Genomic DNA, 17,656 nt, shown 5'->3' on the forward strand with positions numbered 1-17,656 from the left:
TAACTATGATTCGAGTAGCAATTACAGGTGTAGCTGGACGCATGGGGCGTTCACTAGTTCAAGCAGGTCATCAAGATAAAAATATTATGATTAGTGCTGCTAGCGAGCATCCTGACAGCCCCTTTATTGGTGAGGATATTGGGGTATTAGCTGGTGTAGGCATATTGCAAGTATCGATTATTACTCATCTAGCTGAGAAAAAAGAAGATTTTGATCTCATTATTGATTTTACCCGCCCAGAAGTATCACTAGCACATCTTCAAGTATGTGAGGAAAATGCTAAACCTATAGTCATAGGTACTACTGGATTTACTTCAGATCAGTATCAAGAGATAATTAAAGCATCCCATCGTATCCCTATTGTTTTTGCACCTAATATGAGTGTAGGAGTTAACCTATGTTTGAAATTATTAGAAATAACTGCACGTGTTTTAGGGAAAGAAGCGGATATTGAAATTATAGAGGCCCATCACAGGCATAAATCTGATTCTCCTTCAGGAACTGCACTTCGTATGGGGGATGTTATTGCTCAAGAACTTAATCTAGATTTAAATTCATGTATAGTATCGGGTCAGCGCAAATCTAGAGATGAGGAATCTAAAACGATAGGATTCTCTTCTCTCCGAATAGGTGATACTCCTGGGGAACATACCGTTGTGTTTGCAATGGAGGGAGAGCGGGTAGAAATTAGTCATAAAGCACTTAATCGAATGATTTTTGCTTATGGAGCAATAAGAGCAGCTAATTGGGTAATAGATAAATCTCCAGGTTTATACAATATGCAAAATGTGCTTGATTTTTCATAATTTTATTCTCAATCTTAGAGAAATTACTTGTACGTAAGAATGAGAATATCTTAGGTTATAATTCAGTTATTTCTAATATTTGTTTTTTTGGCAATTTTTTGGGGTGTGAGGTAGGCAACTACTCACTTAAGTAAAATTAATTATATAATTTAGGGGGTAATAATGCCTTCTCGCAGAGAGCTAGCTAATGCTATCCGTGCGTTGAGCATGGATGCAGTGCAAAAAGCAAAATCTGGTCATCCAGGAGCACCTATGGGGATGGCAGATATTGCTGAAGTATTATGGAATGATTTTCTCCGCCATAATCCAAATAACCCTCATTGGGCTAACCGTGATCGTTTTGTCCTTTCTAATGGTCATGGATCCATGTTACTTTATTCCTTACTTCACTTAACGGGTTATAAAGTTACTTTAGAGGATCTTAAGCAATTTCGTCAACTTCATTCGAAAACACCAGGGCATCCAGAATATGGCCATACACCGGGTGTTGAAACAACGACTGGTCCTTTAGGTCAGGGTATTAGTAATGCGGTAGGAATGGCTCTTGCCGAGAAAATACTTGCGACTCACTTTAATCGTGATGGTCATGACGTTGTTAATCATCATACTTATGTTTTCCTAGGTGATGGGTGCATGATGGAGGGTATTTCCCATGAATCATGCTCTTTAGCTGGAACATTTGGGTTAGGGAAGCTTATTGCTTTTTACGACGATAATGGTATCTCTATTGATGGTCATGTAAAAGGATGGTTTACAGATGACACACCAAAACGCTTTGAAGCTTATGGTTGGCACGTGATTCGTGGTGTAGATGGGCATAATTCAGAATCTATCCGCCAAGCTGCTCTAGAAGCACAATTAGTTACAGATAAGCCTACCTTAATTTGTTGTAAAACAATTATTGGTTTTGGCTCTCCCCACTTAGCAGGCACCCATGATTGTCATGGATCACCGTTAGGGGATGCTGAAATTGCTGCCACTCGAGAAAAATTAGGATGGCATTATCCACCTTTTGAAATTCCAAGTGAAATTTCCAATAGCTGGAATGCTACAGAAAAAGGAGCGACAGCTGAAAAAGCTTGGAATGAAAAGTTCTCGGCGTATAAATCAGCTTATCCAGAGCTTGCTGCAGAATTCGAGCGCCGATTAGCAAGAAAGCTCCCAAAAAATTGGGAGGAAAAAGCAATGGAAGCTATTCTTACCGCTGATGTTAAAGCAGAAAAAGTGGCTACTCGTAAAGCTTCCCAAAATGCTATTGAAGCCTATGCCCATATTTTACCTGAACTTCTTGGTGGATCTGCAGACTTAACAGGATCTAATCTAACTAACTGGTCTGGCTCTAAGGAAATAACTAGAAGCGACGATACGGGTAATTACATCCACTACGGAGTACGAGAGTTTGGGATGTCTACCATTCTCAATGGAATCTCTGTCCATGGAGGGTTTATCCCTTATGGTGGTACATTTTTAATGTTCTCCGATTATGCTCGTAATGGAATACGGGTCGCTGCACTTATGCGTACACAAAGTATTTTTGTTTACACCCATGATTCTATTGGTTTAGGAGAAGATGGTCCGACCCATCAGGCAGTAGAGCAGGCAGCTACTTTACGGTATATTCCTCATATGTCCGTATGGCGTCCATGTGATACAGTAGAAACTCTAGTTGCATGGAAAATAGCCATTGAGCATACTAATGGTCCAACTGCATTATTATTAAGCCGCCAAGGACTGCCCTGTCAGAAAAGAACTCCTGAGCAAATAAAAAATATTACTCGTGGAGGATATATTCTTCGTGATTGTGAAGGTACTCCGGATTTAATTATTATTGCAACAGGTTCTGAAGTAGAATTAGCAGAAAAAGCATTTGAATCTCTCTCTAATAGCGGAATTAAAACAAGAGTAGTTTCTATGCCTTCGACAGATGCTTTTGATAATCAAGATGAATCCTACAGAGAATCTGTATTACCCATTAAGGTGAAGGCTCGCATTGCAGTAGAATCTGGAATTCCAGATTATTGGCGAAAATATGTAGGGCTGGAAGGTAAAGTACTCGGAGTAGATACTTTTGGGGAATCAGCACCGGCTGAGCAGGTATATAAATATTTTGGATTGACTGTAGAAAATCTAACTACAGTTGCAAAAAATTTGGTTTCATAGTTAAAAATCCGCATTTTTCATAAATTAGTGTTTGCGGTATTTTGGGGTAGCTTTATTAAAAAAATACGGAGAAAATCATGACAATAAGAGTCGCAATTAACGGTTACGGCCGCATTGGTCGCAATGTTTTGCGTGCTTTGTACGAGCACCATCGTACTGGCGAAATTCAAATAGTAGCAATTAATGATCTAGGCGATACGAAAACAAATGCTCATCTGACTAAATATGATACAGTTCACGGTAAATTTCCTGGAAAGGTATCTGCTGAGGACGATCATTTACTAGTCAATGGGGATAAAATTAAGGTTATTGCCGAAAGGGATCCTTCTAAGCTACCTTGGGGAGAGTTACGCATAGATGTAGTCCATGAATGTACTGGGCTATTTACTTCAAAAGAGAAAGCAGGGGCTCATATCAAGGCAGGAGCCAAAAAAGTAATTATTTCCGCTCCTGGTGGTAAAGATGTAGATGCTACTATTGTCTATGGAGTTAATCATCACACTCTAAAAGCTTCTGACACTATTATTTCTAATGCATCTTGCACTACTAATAGTTTAGCACCCTTAGTAAAGGTGCTCCAGGATGGTATCGGAATTCATCATGGATTAATGACGACTATTCACTCTTATACTAATGATCAAGTATTAACTGATGTATATCATACTGATCTCCATCGAGCACGAGCTGCTACCCATTCAATGATTCCCACAAAAACAGGAGCAGCTGCAGCAGTGGGGCTCGTACTACCAGAATTAAATGGTAAATTAGATGGTTTTGCTATACGAGTACCAACTATCAACGTTTCTTTAGTTGATCTTGTCTTTGTTGCTTGTCGTGATACGACTAAAACTGAAATTGATGGGATGATGCGTGAAGCTGCTGAGGGTAGCTTGAAAGATGTACTAGGCTATAATGATATACCTTTAGTTTCTATAGATTTTAATCATGATCCTTGTTCTTCAACTTACGAATCAACACTGACTAAAGTGATGCAAGGCAATCTAGTAAAAGTGCTTGCTTGGTATGATAATGAGTGGGGTTTTTCCAATCGCATGTTGGATACTACCGTTGCATTAATGAACGCTAAGTAATTTATAAAAATAGTTAGGGGTTAGAGAAAATATTATTCTTTAACCTCTATATGTTTAGGAGAATGAGCTTCGTGTCAATATTGAAAATGATGGATGTAGACTTAACTGGGAAACGAGTCCTAATTCGTGAAGATCTGAATGTACCATTAAAGGATGGTAGGATCACGGACGATACTCGTATTCGAGCTTCTTTGCCAACCATACAGCGGGCAATTAAATCAGGAGCTAAAGTTATGCTCATGTCTCATTTAGGACGTCCATCAGAAGGAGTATTTGATGCAGCGTTTTCTCTAGCTCCAGTAGCAAAGTACCTAACCCAATTACTAGGTCAAGAAATACTTTTAGTTAAAGATTGGTTAAATGGCATTTCCTTAAATGAAGGGCAGGTTGTACTTTGCGAGAATGTCCGATTTAATCAAGGTGAAAAAAAATGTGATGAGGATTTGTCTAAAAAAATGGCGAATCTTTGTGATATTTATGTAATGGATGCTTTTGGTAGTGCTCATCGTGCTCAAGCCTCTACCTACGGTGTAGCAAAATATGCTCCTATAGCTTGTGCTGGTCCTCTTCTTGCTAAAGAGTTAGAAGCACTAGGAAGAGCATTAGATAATCCTGCAAAACCTATGGTAGCTATTGTAGGGGGATCTAAAGTATCTACGAAACTTACAGTACTTGAGACACTATCAAAAATAGTTGATCAGCTGATAGTAGGCGGAGGAATTGCAAATACTTTTATCGCTGCCGAAGGACATAATATTGGTAAATCTCTCTATGAAGCAGATTTAGTAGAAACTGCTGCTCAATTAGCGAGCGAGGCTAAAGCAAGGGGAAGCAATATTCCTGTACCAGTAGATGTCGTTTGCGGTAAAGAGTTTTCAGAAAATACACCCGCTAGCCTTAAATCTGTTAGTGAGGTTACTAATGATGACATGATTTTTGATATCGGGCCAAAAACTTCTAAACAATTTGCAGATATATTAAAAACTGCAGGAACTATCATTTGGAATGGTCCAGTCGGTGTATTTGAATTTGATCAGTTTGGAGAAGGAACAAAAGAGCTATCTCTAGCTATTGCAGAGAGTTCTGCTTTTTCCATTGCCGGAGGGGGAGATACTTTAGCTGCGATTAGTAAATATGGAATTAGTGATAAAATTTCTTATATTTCTACTGGTGGAGGGGCATTCTTAGAGTTTTTAGAAGGAAAGAAATTGCCTATTATTAGTATTCTTGAAGAGCGGGCAAAATAAGTAGCTAGATTTAATTATATTTATAATTTTAAAATTTTATTTGGTAATAGCTATCATCTGCTATGTTAATCAGACGTACTAAAATCGTTGCGACCTTAGGGCCTGCTACAGACGATCCTAAAATTATTGATCAACTGATTGAAGCAGGGATTAATGTAGCTCGTCTAAATTTTTCCCATGGGAATCATGAACTGCACCGGAAAAGGGCAGAGCTCATAAGAACACGTGTTCAAGCTCATGGAAAACATGTTGGTATTTTAGTAGATTTACAAGGGCCAAAAATAAGAATTGCTAAATTTAAAGAAGGAAAAATATATTTAGAAGATAATGCTCGGTTTGCTTTAGATGTAAATTTACCAGAAAATGAAGGTGATGAAACTCAAGTTGGTGTTGATTATAAAGCATTAGCAGATGATGTAAGTTCGGGCGATACTTTACTACTCGATGATGGTCGGATTACTCTATGGGTAGAAGAAGTTTCTGGGTCTAGAATTAATTGCCGTGTTGTGATCGGTGGTTACTTATTAAATAATAAAGGAATTAATCGCCAAGGAGGAGGGCTCTCAGCTAAAGCACTTACTGATAAAGATCGAAGAGATATCCAGCATGCTGCTGATCTTCAAGCAGATTATTTGGCTATCTCTTTTCCCCGAAGTGCCGCTGACGTTAATGAAGCAAAAACATTATTCCAAGCCGCAGGCGGTAAAGGGGGTATTGTCGCTAAAATTGAGCGGGCTGAAGCTTTAGAGCAGTTGGAAGAAATTATCCATGCTTCTGCTGCAGTCATGGTTGCTCGAGGAGATCTAGGGGTTGAAATTGGTGATGCAGCACTACCTCCTGTACAAAAAAATATTATTCACTTAGCAAGAGAGCTAAATCGGGTTGTTATCACAGCTACCCAAATGATGGAATCCATGATTACAAATCCTATTCCAACTCGTGCTGAGGTATCAGATGTAGCCAATGCAGTTTTAGATGGAACAGATGCCGTTATGCTCTCAGCAGAAACTGCATCTGGGAATTATCCAGTAAAAGCAGTGGCTGCTATGGATAGAATCTGCCGTGAAACAGAAAAACAAAGGCAGATTACTGCATCAAATCATCGAATAAATACTCGGTTCCGTAAAGTAGATGAGGGAATCGCTATGGCTGCCATGTATCTAGCTAACCATTTTGACGTGAAAGCTATTGCCGCTTTAACTGAGTCTGGAGCTACTCCTTTATGGATGTCCAGAATCAGCTCCGGTATACCCATATATGCTTTATCACCTCATGTAGAAACCCGCAGCAGAGTAACCCTGTATCGTGGTGTTTATCCTATAAGTTTTTATCCAAAACCTACAGGATGTGGTGCAGTTGATTGTGAGGCTATTGATAGGGAAGCAATTAATGAATTACAGCGAAGAGGGGCAGTACATGAAGGAGATTGGGTCCTTATTACTCAGGGGGATCTGGCTGGAGTACAGGGAAGCACCAATACTATGCGTGTTATTCGAGTAGGTGATGAACCCGCTTTGATACCAATTACATAAACAGTTTAGCAATTTATTGATAAAACTGCCCCCTAAAAACATTAGGAGGCTACTTTAATAATTACAAGAGGGTAAATAATGGCTTTAATAACATTACGTCAATTATTAGATTATGCTGCAGAGCATAATTTTGGTGTCCCTGCATTTAATGTAAATAATATGGAACAGGTTCATGCAATTATGCAAGCAGCTGAAGCTGTTGATAGTCCTGTGATTATGCAAGCTTCTGCAGGTGCTAGATCTTATGCAGGCGAACCATTTTTACGTCACCTCATTGAAGCAGCGGTAGAACAATATCCTTACATTCCTATCTGTATGCATCAAGACCATGGATCAGAACCTGCCGTTTGTGTACGTTCTATCCAATCTGATTTTACCTCAGTAATGATGGATGGTTCTTTAATGGCAGATATGAAAACCCCATCTAGCTATGAATATAATGTAAATGTCACCCGCCAAGTCTCAGAAATGGCCCATAGTTGTGGTGTTTCTGTGGAAGGGGAGCTAGGTTGCTTAGGTTCTTTAGAAACAGGTATGGCAGGAGAAGAAGATGGATCAGGAGCGGAAGGTAAGCTGCATCATAGCCAATTGTTAACCGATCCAGAAGAAGCTGCAGATTTTGTCAAAAAAACTAAAGTAGATGCTCTTGCTATCGCTATTGGTACAAGCCATGGAGCCTATAAATTCACTAAGCCGCCTACTGGGGAGACTTTAGCGATTAGTCGGGTCAAAGAAATTCATGCACGAATTCCTGATACTCATTTAGTCATGCACGGATCTAGCTCTGTACCACAAGACTGGCTAAAAATTGTTCACGAGTTTGGCGGAGATATTGGTGAAACTTATGGTGTGCCTGTGGAAGAAATTCAAGAGGGTATTCGCCATGGGGTGCGTAAAGTTAATATTGACACCGATTTACGTTTAGCTGTTACTGGAGCAATCCGTAAACATCTTGCTCAAAATCCAAAGAATTTTGATCCTAGAAAATATCTTAAAGTTACTACAATTGCGATGAAAGATATTTGCCAAGCCAGATATGAAGCATTTGGATCGGCAGGTCATGCATCAAAAATTAAGCCTATTTCCCTTGAAGAGATGACTAAACGCTATACAAGCGGTAGCTTAAATCCTCGAGTAAATTAGACAAAATAATAAAATTTATTTAGCCTATTATTGGCTAACCTTAAGATAGCAGAAGGATTTATCTTCCTTCTTGCTATCTCATTGTTTTAGTACATCACAGTTTCCCACCTGCATGAATTGCCCTAAGTGTAATATCCCTACGAGTATTGAGCAAAGTTTTTGTTTAAACTGCACTACCTTATTTGATACACAAAATCAGAGAAAAAAGGAAGTTAAACTACACTCTTTAGTTATAGAAGCGGGACAGAATCAGCAATCTTATCCATGGCGACGATACTTTGCTCGAAGTATTGACATCATCCTAGTGAGTGCTGTATTAAGTTATTTTTTCAAAGATTTTGGGCTAGAGAATTATAGTAGTGAGGGTATTTTTCTAATTTTATTCTATACTCTTATCGGCACTTTATTACTTCTTATAGTATATGAAGCTTTATTTCTAAATAAAGTAGGTACTACTTTAGGGAAATGGCTATTTGGAATTAAAGTTCAACATTCAAATGGTGAAAACCTTTCTTTTTTGGTAGGGATAAAGCGCTCTTTACTCGCCAATATTATGGGATCGGGGCTTTATATCTTTAGTCAATTTCACTATTATATCCAATTAAAAAAAACGAATACTACTCCATGGGATAGGGCCACTAATGCTAGTATTCAATACCAGTGGAGTTTATGGCGAGCAACCATTGCCTATTCGTCTCTTATTTTAATTAATATTACACTTGTGCTTGCTTCATTAGCCTATATAAATAAGCTTTTGAATGAACTAGGATTACCTCCATTCTAGTCTATCTTATTTTTTAATATTATGGATTGCCCTAAATGCAACGTTACTATTGATACAAGTATAAATTTTGTTGCCACTGTGGAGAGAAATTAAAATCGCCTAACTCTTATTATTTGTGGCGGAGATCTTTTTCTCGTACTATTGATGACTTCTTTATACTTACTCTATTTGCTGCACCCGATACTATTGTTAAGATTTATCTGGGTAGTCATGGTACAGAAATAATTATCGCTTGGTTTTACAGTGTGTTTATTGCAGCTATTCTTGAAGTACTACCCCTTTGGATAGTAAGGACTACCCTCGGAAAATTGGGGTATTTAGTATTAGAATTGAAGCACCGTAATGAGCTTATCTTACTTTATGGCATGCTTTAAAACGCTCTTTCTTAGCGGTCATATTAGGATTGGCATTTTATTTGCCTATTATTAATTTATTTACTTATTTCTTAGCATACTTTAGATCCCGCTCAGGAAGAATAACACTTTAGGATAAAATATCCGATGCCGCCGTAGTTTATAGAGGTTGAGGAGTATGGCAAACTGCGATTTATGCCGTTGCAGTATATGTAGCGTCAAAAGCCTTAACTACTGTAAGTCAATATTTAGCAAAAGAAGGAAAATACCTACCTAAGCCTAAAATCAAAAATTCATAGCTAATGCTACTTTCAACTTTAATTCTGGCTAGTATTGTTGTCAGCTTACTTTGGTTTTCAATCCTAGAAAAACTAAAATCTTCAAAAATAGGTTATTTCATTGTTATTCTGGTAGGGATAGCATTTCTTTACCGTAGCCCCGTCCATTCTATTTATATTGGTATTGAAATTATGGGATTAGGATGCTTAGTAATTTGGATGAAAAATCTAAGATAAATTTAGTATTTCTAATGAAGATTTTGCTAAAAAAATGTAATCTACTTATTTTTCAATTAATGTAGAAAAGAATATTACTTTCAATTCCTAAGAGCTTTGTTTAATTCGCCCTCGTAAATAAAATTTTTTTCTAGAGCAAAGCTAAAATTTGCTCTGAGCTAAAATAGGTAAATCTCCTTTAAGTCCTGAAGCATAGCGAAGAATAAGGTTTTTAATTAGGGTAGCCTTATCCGTTGCACTTAGCCCTAGGTTTCTGACAATCCGTATTGGAAGTAACGAATTATTAAATAAATTTTTTAAGCTATCAATTGCTAGTTGAGTTGCAAAACTATCTCCCTTTCTCCAGCGCTCAAAACGCCGTAAAGTTAAAAAATCTCCTATTTCTTTGTTTTTTTGATCGCTTAATACTTGTGCTAGCACTACTGCATCAAGTAATCCTAAATTTACGCCTTGCCCAGCTAAGGGATGAATTGTATGGGCAGCATCACCAATTAAAGCAATATGAGGTTGTATATAGGTTTTTGTCTGTTGCCTACATAAAGGAAAAGTAGTTCGATTGCTAATAATTTTCGTAGCACCGAGGCGATACTCAAAGGCAGTGCCTAGTGCCATAGCAAAGTCTGAATCATCTAAGGTTTCTAATCGATCCGCCTCTTCTGAAGCAGTACTCCATACGATGGAACATTGATGGAGATTTTTTAAAGGTAGAAAGGCAAGAATACCTCCATCAGGTAGAAATCGTTGCCAAGCCGTTTCATCATGGGATTTTTCAGTATAGATAGTTCCAACAAGTCCTTTTTGCAGGTAATCTTGGTTTTGAATACTAATTCCAGCTAATTCCCTTACTTTAGATTGAGCACCATCTGCACCGACAATTAGACTACCCTTTAAGCAAGGGCCTTCCTCTAATTGAAGGCTTATTTTTTCATCTTTTTGAATAATTCCTTGAAGATTCCCTGGCATATAAAAATCAATATTTTCTTGGTTTTTACAAGCTTCAAGTAGGGTACTTTGAATCAGTTTATTTTCAATTATATACCCCAGATGGGACTCACCAATTTCTGCACTATCAAAGTGAATTTCGCCAATACGAGCTTTATTCCATACGTGCATTTTTCTAAAAATACTAACTCGCTTTGCTTCTATCTCCTCCCAAACATGCATATTTCTGAAAATATTTTCAGAAGCACGAGTAATAGCACTCACACGTAAGTCATATTCTTCTGAGAGCAAAGTATTTAATTTAGGAGGATGAGCTTCAATGAGAGCGATACGATATTTTTTTTCAGATTGGCTAAGCACGAGTGCTAAACAAGCACCTACCATACCTGCACCTACGATAAGCACATCGTAATGGGTAGAAGAGGATCTAAAATTCATAATGAAAGTCCTTGCACCAATCTAGGTTGTTGCCCCATTAATCCTATGGCTTGTTGCATAAGTACCTTTTTAAAGGGTGGAAAAATATCCAAGGTAGCTAAGCCTAATCCTCGACTTAATCCCCATAGAGGATAGTTATTAGAGAAAAGATGAATAAGGGTATCAGTAAATTGAGTTACAATACGATGATCCCATTGTCGCCATTGTTTGTAGGTAGCCAAAACTGCTTGATTTCCTAAATCTTGACTTTGTCTATGAGCATTAGTCAGTACTTCTGCCAATGCTGCTATATCTCGAAGGCCTAAATTAAATCCTTGGCCTGCTACTGGATGAAGATTATGGGCAGCATTACCAATAAATACCACTCGATCGCTTATTAGCTGACGAGTTTTAATAAGTTGTAAGGGAAATGCATAGCGTTGATCAGCATGTATAAATTTTCCTAAACGATTTCCAAATCGATCCTGTAATTTAGAGAGAAACTCTTCATCTTTAATTTCGATTAAATAAGGTGCTTGGCTACTTTTTACCGTCCAAACTACATTAGAATAATTTTTAGCTAGGGGTAATAATGCAAGAGGACCCGTATCGGTAAATCGCTCAAAAGCAGTAAATTGATGTGGGTGTTCGGTCTCAATATTAGTAATAATAGCAGTCTGATCATAATCTTTTTTATATACAGGAACTTGTAATAGCTGGCGTACTACGGAATGAGCTCCATCAGCTGCGATTAATAATTGAGCAGAAAGGGTATGTATTTCACTATTTAAGGTAATTTGTACTTGAGTATGATTAGATCGATTCTGAATCTGAATTACTTTAGCAGGACGAATTAATTCGATTTGAGAAAAATCTTTTAGCCTTTGATAAATAGCTTGATTAAGAAACCCCATTTTTACTACATAACCTAGAGCAGGTAGGTGTATTTGAGTAGAATCTAAATGAGTTATTCCAAAATATCCTCGGTTAGAGATATGAATATGCTCAATAGGGGTAGCTTCTTGAGCAATATCAGCCCAATAACCAATACTATCCATAATACGAAAAGATCCAAAGGCAAGCGCCAATGCTCTAGAATCTATATTACTTTGTTGTGGACTAAGCTCAATAATACCTATTCGTAATGGTTGCGAGGCTAAAGCTAGAGCTAAGCTAGCTCCTACTGGACCACCACCAACAATAAGCAAATCATAATCAAAGGAGGGCATGAATTACTAAGAAGTTCCTACAATATTTTGAATTTCATCTACTGTTTTAGGTACAGCTGCGGTTAAAATTTCACACCCCTCTGAAGTAACTAATACATCATCTTCAATTCTTATCCCAATACCCCACCATTGACTACCTACTTCAGAGCAATTTTCCGGAATATATAATCCCGGCTCCACTGTAAGTACCATTCCAGGCTCAAAGCTACGCCACTGACCATCTATTTTATAATCACCTACATCATGTACATCCATGCCAAGCCAATGTCCTGTACGATGCATATAAAACTTGCGATAGGCTTCAGTTTCTATAAGTGTATTGATCTCTCCTCTAAGTAAACCAATAGCTACTAACCCTTCAGTCAATACCTGTACTACTGCTTCATGGGGATCATTCCAATGATTACCCGGGCGTACCTTATCAATCGCTGCTAGCTGTGCTTTCAATACAAGTTCATAAATTATCTTTTGAGCGGGAGAAAATCGACCATTAACTGGGAAAGTTCGGGTAATATCTGCGGCATAATAATCATATTCAGCCCCTGCATCAATAAGTATCAAATCTCCCGATCGTAAAGAGGCATTGTTATCTGTATAGTGGAGAATACAAGCATTATTACCCCCTGCAACAATGGATGAGTAGGCTGGTGCCTTGCACCCTTGACGGAAAAAATGATGCAAAAACCCTGCCTCTATTTCGTATTCCATTATATTTGGGTGACAAACTTGCATCGCATGAATGTGAGCTTCCGCTGAAATACGCGCCGCGGTACGGATTGTACTTATTTCTTCACTGCTTTTAAAAAGACGCATTTCGTGGAGTAAATTATCCAAAATAATCAATTCCATAGGGGCTTTTACACCAGATCGTGTGGCTTGCCTCAATTGATTAATCCAGGCTGTGATACGTTGATCAAAATCTTGATCATGACCAATAGCATAGTAGATATGTACTTTACCCTCTAATAAACCAGGTAAAATATCATCAATATCAGTAATAGGAAAAGCATCATCAGCCCCATATATTTCACACGCCCCTTCAATACCTGCTCTTCGCCCATCCCAAGTTTCCCTTTCAGGGTCTCGTTCTCGACAAAAGAGAATATATTCCCCTTGGCTTCGATTTGGAATAAGAACAGCAACAGATTCAGGTTCAGGAAATCCTGTTAAATAGTAAAAATTACTATCTGCTCGAAATGGAAAAGTAACATCTCGATTACGGTAGTGGATACTTGCAGTAGGAAGGATAGCAATACTATTTTCCCCCATCATTTTTAACAGTTGATTACGACGATAGGAAAATTCGTTTAAGTCCATAGTGATTTATAATCTAGCCTAAATTAGAGTGTATTTTCTAGATAAAAGTATGAATATAGAGCTTAAAGTACTATATAAAACTAACATTTGCAGTAGTCATCACTTATAATAATACAGCATTATATTAAATTTCTTAAAACGATAATAAACTTAGGGGGTATTTAAATACCTATGGCTAGAGATGCAACTATCGAACAGTTAGAACAACAAGTCAATGAATTAATTACTTTATGTAATCAGTTAAAAGGGAAAAATCAAATTCTACACGATCGAGTCATGGAGCTTTCCTTAGAACGAACTAAACTAATTAAACAAACTGAGTTTGCTCGAAACAAAGTTGAGTCAATGATTGCTAGGCTGAGATCTATGGAACAAGCACTATGAGTGATCCTATTCAGATCACACTACAAATTTCAGGTAAATCTTATCAAGTTACTTGTTCACCTAATGAAGAGGAATCATTGTTAATTGCAGCACAGTACCTTAATAAGAAGATAGAAGAAATTAAGAAAAGCAATAAAGTAGTAGGTATGGAGAGAGTAGCAGTGATTGCTGCACTTAATATCGCCTATGATCTGATTAAATCTAATAATCAGCAAGCTATTCCTTATGAAGTAAACGAGCGTATTCAATCCCTTCAAACAAAAGTTAAATCTGTATTAGATGAATCTCGTAGAATAATAACCTCTCAGAGCGAGACAGATCACTAGACAAGAATGTAAGTTAGAGAGTAATATAAATAATACCTGCGGTGTTCGAGCAGTGAGTTAATACTCTTTAACCCTATGATTGATAATGCTAGGGAGCTGGATTTGTAGTATAAGTGTGCATGTCTATTTAGTTAGAAAGCCTTCTATGCTATACGGTGCGCCCACTTGAACTTAAATTGGTTCAAGAGCAATATTCACAACGGCACTGCGGGTTTTTTAGATTTTCTGCTTTCAATTAGCTATATGTCCTTAATTTAGAAATTACCGTAGCAGTATCGGGTCGAGTTTTATGCCAGATAAAAAAAGACTCTGCTGCTTGCTCTACTAACATCCCTAATCCATCTAGGGTTTTTCCAGTGCCTTGTTGTTTACCCCATTCCATGAAAACAGTAGGTTGGTTACTATACATCATATCGTATACCCAGCCATTTGGATTAAGTAGATTTTCAGGGAGGGGAGGCAGAGTTCCCTGTAGGCTAGTTGCAGCTGCATTGATAATAAAATCAAAGTTATCTCCTATAAGATCTTCATAACCCCCACCGACAATTCTTCCAAATCCACTAAACTCATTAGCTAACGCAGCAGCTTTCTCAGCAGTACGATTAACAATAACTAAGCGAGCAGGGTTTTGTGCAAGTAAAGGCTCTATTACACTTGCTGCGGCACCACCAGCACCAAGTAATAAAATATTCTGATCTTTTAGCTCTTTTTTATAGTTTTGGGTTATATCTCGAATTAATCCGATTCCATCCGTAGTATCTCCAAATAAAGAACCATCACTATGAATAGAAATTGTATTTACTGACTTTGCTCGTTGTGCTTGAGGACTACAACGATTTACTAATTGCCAAGCATCTCTCTTAAAAGGAATAGTAATATTTAACCCTAATCCACCTTGGTGATAAAAATTGGTAATTGCTCCTCGTAAATTTCCTAGTTCAACCAAAATTGATTTATATATCAGATTTTGTTTAGTTTGATGAGCAAATTGGGCATGAATATTAGGAGACTTACTATGAGCAATTGGGTTACCCATAACTCCATACAGATTTAGCTGCCCCATAAATTAGGATTGATTTCTTAACCAATGGGCTACATCTTTAGCAAAATAACTTAAAATACCATCGGCGCCAGCTCTTTTTATACTTATGAGCGATTCCATAATTACAGCTTTCCCATCTAACCAGTTATTTTGAGCTGTAGCCATCAGCATGGCATATTCGCCACTGACTTGATATACAAAAGTGGGTACCTTAAATGTAGTTTTTACACGATGAACAATATCAAGATAAGGCATACCTGGCTTTATCATTACCATATCCGCTCCTTCTTCAAGATCTAAGGCTACCTCTTGAAGGGCTTCATCGCTATTGGCAGGATCCATTTGGTAACTATACTTATTGCTACTTCCTAAATTACTAGCCGATCCTACTGCATCTCGAAACGGGCCATAGAAACTAGAGGCATATTTTGCTGAATAGGCTAGAATGCGAGTATGGATATGTCCCTGCTCTTCCAGAGCATCTCTAATACTACCGATACGTCCATCCATCATATCTGAAGGGGCAACAATATCAGCCCCTGCTTCAGCATGAGATAGGGCTTGTTTTATTAATACTTCAACTGTTTGATCATTTATTACATATCCCTTAGAATCTATTAACCCATCTTGTCCATGACTAGTGAAAGGGTCTAAAGCTACATCGCTAATAACTCCTAGTTCTGGAAATTTTTGTTTTAACTCTCGTATTGCCCGCTGTGCCAATCCCTGAGGGTTATAAGATTCGGCAGCATCATTGGATTTTTGTTCCGATAGGGTTACTGGGAAAAGAGCAATAGCAGGGACACCAAGAGTTAGTAACTGTTCAGCTTCATTTAATAGAATATCAATGCTTATTCTTTCAATCCCAGGCATAGAAGAGATTTTCTCTCTTCGGTGTTTTCCTTCAAGAATAAAAATTGGATAGATAAGGTCTGCACTACATAAATGGTTTTCCTGCATCAATCTCCTAGAAAAATTATCTTTTCTCATACGGCGAAATCGAGTACAAGGAAAGTGCCTACTAGCCCAAATAGGTATAGTCAAAACTAAGATCCTCCAGCTATAATCAATCTAAATATAATTATTCTATAGGAAATTAGAAAAGTCATAACATTAAATTGAATATTCTTAATGTTTTATCTCCTGTCTAAAATAAGTTAGCCTATAAATATATTACTGATTGTTTGTTCATGATAAATGGAGGTTTTCTTGCGTCCAAACGCTTTGCTTGCTCTTGAAGATGGTAGCCTATTTAGAGGCACTGCCATTGGTCATCATGGAGATACGGTTGGTGAGGTAGTTTTTAATACTGCAATGACAGGATACCAAGAAATACTTACTGATCCTTCCTATTGCAAGCAAATTGTAACTTTAACCTATCCTCATATTGGAAATACTGGGATAAATAGTGAGGATTGGGAATCAAACCGTGTATATGTGAGTGGATTAATTATCCGAGATTATGCGCCTACTTTTAGCAATTGGCGTTCTCAGGAATCTTTAAGTGTATTTTTAATTCGTCATCAAATTGTGGCTATTGCGGATATAGATACACGAAAGCTAACTCGCCACCTACGGGAGCAAGGTGCATTGAGTGGATGTATTATGGCAGGAGCGAATATAAATGAACAAGAAGCCATAGCGAAAGCCCGTACTTTCCCAGGTCTTAAAGGAATGGATTTAGCAGATCTGGTGAGTACTGAAGAATCTTATCATTGGAATCATAGAGGTTGGCAGCTTGTAAAAGATGATTCAACTACAGATATACATTCTAAAAGTAAATTCCATGTAGTTGTCTATGATTTTGGTGTAAAACATAACATCTTACGCATGCTTGTTGATCGCAATTGTAGAGTGACTGTAGTACCTGCTAAAACCTCCATTCAAAAAGTAATGGGGTTATCCCCTGATGGCATACTTTTTTCTAATGGTCCTGGAGATCCAGAAACTTGCAACTATGGAATAGTATCAATTCAAGAGTTGTTAAAGAAAGATATCCCATTATTTGGAATCTGCTTGGGACACCAATTGTTAGCTATAGCCTGTGGTGCAAAAGCACAAAAAATGAAATTTGGTCATCATGGTGCTAATCACCCAGTTCAGGATTTAGAAACAAAAGAAGTAATTATTACTAGTCAGAATCATGGATTTGCTATTGACGAACAAACGCTACCTGATAGCCTACAGCCAACTCATCGATCTTTATTTGATGGGACTCTACAGGGGGTTAAGCATAAAAATAAACCTGCTTTTGGGTTTCAAGGCCACCCTGAAGCAAGTCCTGGTCCTCATGATATTGCACCACTATTTGATCGCTTTATACGATTAATGCAAAAAAATAATTCTAATTAAAGTATATAGGCTATAT

Annotated in this window: 17 protein-coding genes and 1 other RNA gene; 13 read left to right on the forward strand and 5 right to left on the reverse strand. The window is 37.7% G+C overall.

What is annotated here, in order from left to right:
• Positions 1 to 5: 5 nt before the first annotated feature.
• From dapB to OOL07_RS01010, 9 genes are all read left to right on the forward strand, one after another.
• Positions 6 to 806, forward strand: a complete 801-nt coding sequence (dapB, locus tag OOL07_RS00970; protein WP_264694293.1) for a 4-hydroxy-tetrahydrodipicolinate reductase — start codon at positions 6 to 8, stop codon at positions 804 to 806.
• 162 nt (positions 807 to 968) lie between these two features.
• Positions 969 to 2,966: a transketolase gene (tkt, locus tag OOL07_RS00975; RefSeq protein WP_264694295.1), complete on the forward strand. Its 1,998-nt coding sequence runs from the start codon at positions 969 to 971 to the stop codon at positions 2,964 to 2,966.
• A gap of 77 nt (positions 2,967 to 3,043) precedes the next feature.
• Complete coding sequence (gap, locus tag OOL07_RS00980) at positions 3,044 to 4,057, forward strand: type I glyceraldehyde-3-phosphate dehydrogenase (protein WP_264694297.1); 1,014 nt, start codon at positions 3,044 to 3,046, stop codon at positions 4,055 to 4,057.
• Positions 4,058 to 4,128: 71 nt separating this feature from the next.
• Positions 4,129 to 5,304: a phosphoglycerate kinase gene (locus tag OOL07_RS00985; RefSeq protein WP_264694299.1), complete on the forward strand. Its 1,176-nt coding sequence runs from the start codon at positions 4,129 to 4,131 to the stop codon at positions 5,302 to 5,304.
• Positions 5,305 to 5,366: 62 nt separating this feature from the next.
• Positions 5,367 to 6,836: a pyruvate kinase gene (gene pyk, locus OOL07_RS00990; RefSeq protein WP_264694301.1), complete on the forward strand. Its 1,470-nt coding sequence runs from the start codon at positions 5,367 to 5,369 to the stop codon at positions 6,834 to 6,836.
• 78 nt (positions 6,837 to 6,914) lie between these two features.
• Positions 6,915 to 7,979 (forward strand): class II fructose-bisphosphate aldolase, encoded by a 1,065-nt coding sequence (fba, locus tag OOL07_RS00995; RefSeq protein WP_264694303.1) that lies wholly within the window; start codon positions 6,915 to 6,917, stop codon positions 7,977 to 7,979.
• 112 nt (positions 7,980 to 8,091) lie between these two features.
• On the forward strand, positions 8,092 to 8,763 hold the full coding sequence (locus OOL07_RS01000) for an RDD family protein (protein WP_264694306.1): 672 nt from the start codon (positions 8,092 to 8,094) through the stop codon (positions 8,761 to 8,763).
• A 113-nt stretch (positions 8,764 to 8,876) separates the two neighbouring features.
• Entirely contained in the window at positions 8,877 to 9,137 is a 261-nt protein-coding gene (locus OOL07_RS01005) for a hypothetical protein (RefSeq protein ID WP_264694308.1), read from the forward strand.
• Positions 9,138 to 9,418: 281 nt separating this feature from the next.
• A complete protein-coding gene (locus OOL07_RS01010) occupies positions 9,419 to 9,631 on the forward strand; it encodes a hypothetical protein (RefSeq protein WP_264694310.1) in 213 nt (70 codons plus the stop codon).
• Between the two features lie 141 nt (positions 9,632 to 9,772).
• Here the strand turns inward: OOL07_RS01010 and OOL07_RS01015 are convergent, their stop codons facing one another.
• Genes OOL07_RS01015 through pepP form a run of 3 tightly spaced genes read right to left on the reverse strand, consistent with a single transcriptional unit; the run spans position 9,773 to position 13,536 of the window.
• Positions 9,773 to 11,011, reverse strand: coding sequence for a UbiH/UbiF/VisC/COQ6 family ubiquinone biosynthesis hydroxylase (locus OOL07_RS01015; RefSeq protein ID WP_264694312.1), 1,239 nt, complete (start codon positions 11,009 to 11,011; stop codon positions 9,773 to 9,775).
• Positions 11,008 to 12,219 carry a 2-octaprenyl-6-methoxyphenyl hydroxylase gene (gene ubiH / locus OOL07_RS01020; protein WP_264694314.1) on the reverse strand — a complete coding sequence of 404 codons (1,212 nt, stop codon included), beginning with the start codon at positions 12,217 to 12,219 and terminating at the stop codon, positions 11,008 to 11,010. Before ubiH ends, OOL07_RS01015 begins: the two co-directional genes overlap by 4 nt.
• Before the next feature lie 6 nt (positions 12,220 to 12,225).
• Positions 12,226 to 13,536, reverse strand: coding sequence for a Xaa-Pro aminopeptidase (gene pepP, locus OOL07_RS01025; protein ID WP_264694316.1), 1,311 nt, complete (start codon positions 13,534 to 13,536; stop codon positions 12,226 to 12,228).
• Between the two features lie 171 nt (positions 13,537 to 13,707).
• Between pepP and OOL07_RS01030 the strand changes: the two genes are divergently transcribed.
• From OOL07_RS01030 to ssrS, 3 genes are all read left to right on the forward strand, one after another.
• Positions 13,708 to 13,920, forward strand: coding sequence for a TIGR02449 family protein (locus OOL07_RS01030; protein ID WP_264694318.1), 213 nt, complete (start codon positions 13,708 to 13,710; stop codon positions 13,918 to 13,920).
• Positions 13,917 to 14,246 carry a cell division protein ZapA gene (locus tag OOL07_RS01035; protein WP_264694320.1) on the forward strand — a complete coding sequence of 110 codons (330 nt, stop codon included), beginning with the start codon at positions 13,917 to 13,919 and terminating at the stop codon, positions 14,244 to 14,246. The genes OOL07_RS01030 and OOL07_RS01035 overlap by 4 nt, the downstream gene beginning before the upstream one ends.
• A 30-nt stretch (positions 14,247 to 14,276) precedes the next feature.
• A non-coding RNA gene (gene ssrS, locus OOL07_RS01040) (6S RNA) lies at positions 14,277 to 14,464 on the forward strand.
• 17 nt (positions 14,465 to 14,481) lie between these two features.
• On the opposite strand, the gene aroE is transcribed toward ssrS, so the two are convergent.
• Complete coding sequence (aroE, locus tag OOL07_RS01045; protein ID WP_264694322.1) at positions 14,482 to 15,309, reverse strand: shikimate dehydrogenase; 828 nt, start codon at positions 15,307 to 15,309, stop codon at positions 14,482 to 14,484.
• A 3-nt stretch (positions 15,310 to 15,312) separates the two neighbouring features.
• Positions 15,313 to 16,278 carry a porphobilinogen synthase gene (gene hemB, locus OOL07_RS01050; RefSeq protein ID WP_264696299.1) on the reverse strand — a complete coding sequence of 322 codons (966 nt, stop codon included), beginning with the start codon at positions 16,276 to 16,278 and terminating at the stop codon, positions 15,313 to 15,315.
• A gap of 207 nt (positions 16,279 to 16,485) precedes the next feature.
• Between hemB and carA the strand changes: the two genes are divergently transcribed.
• Entirely contained in the window at positions 16,486 to 17,640 is a 1,155-nt protein-coding gene (gene carA, locus OOL07_RS01055; RefSeq protein WP_264694324.1) for a glutamine-hydrolyzing carbamoyl-phosphate synthase small subunit, read from the forward strand.
• The last annotated feature ends 16 nt before the right edge of the window (positions 17,641 to 17,656 follow it).

This window comes from Candidatus Nitrosacidococcus sp. I8, assembly GCF_945836005.1.
Taxonomy (GTDB): domain Bacteria; phylum Pseudomonadota; class Gammaproteobacteria; order Nitrosococcales; family Nitrosococcaceae; genus Nitrosacidococcus.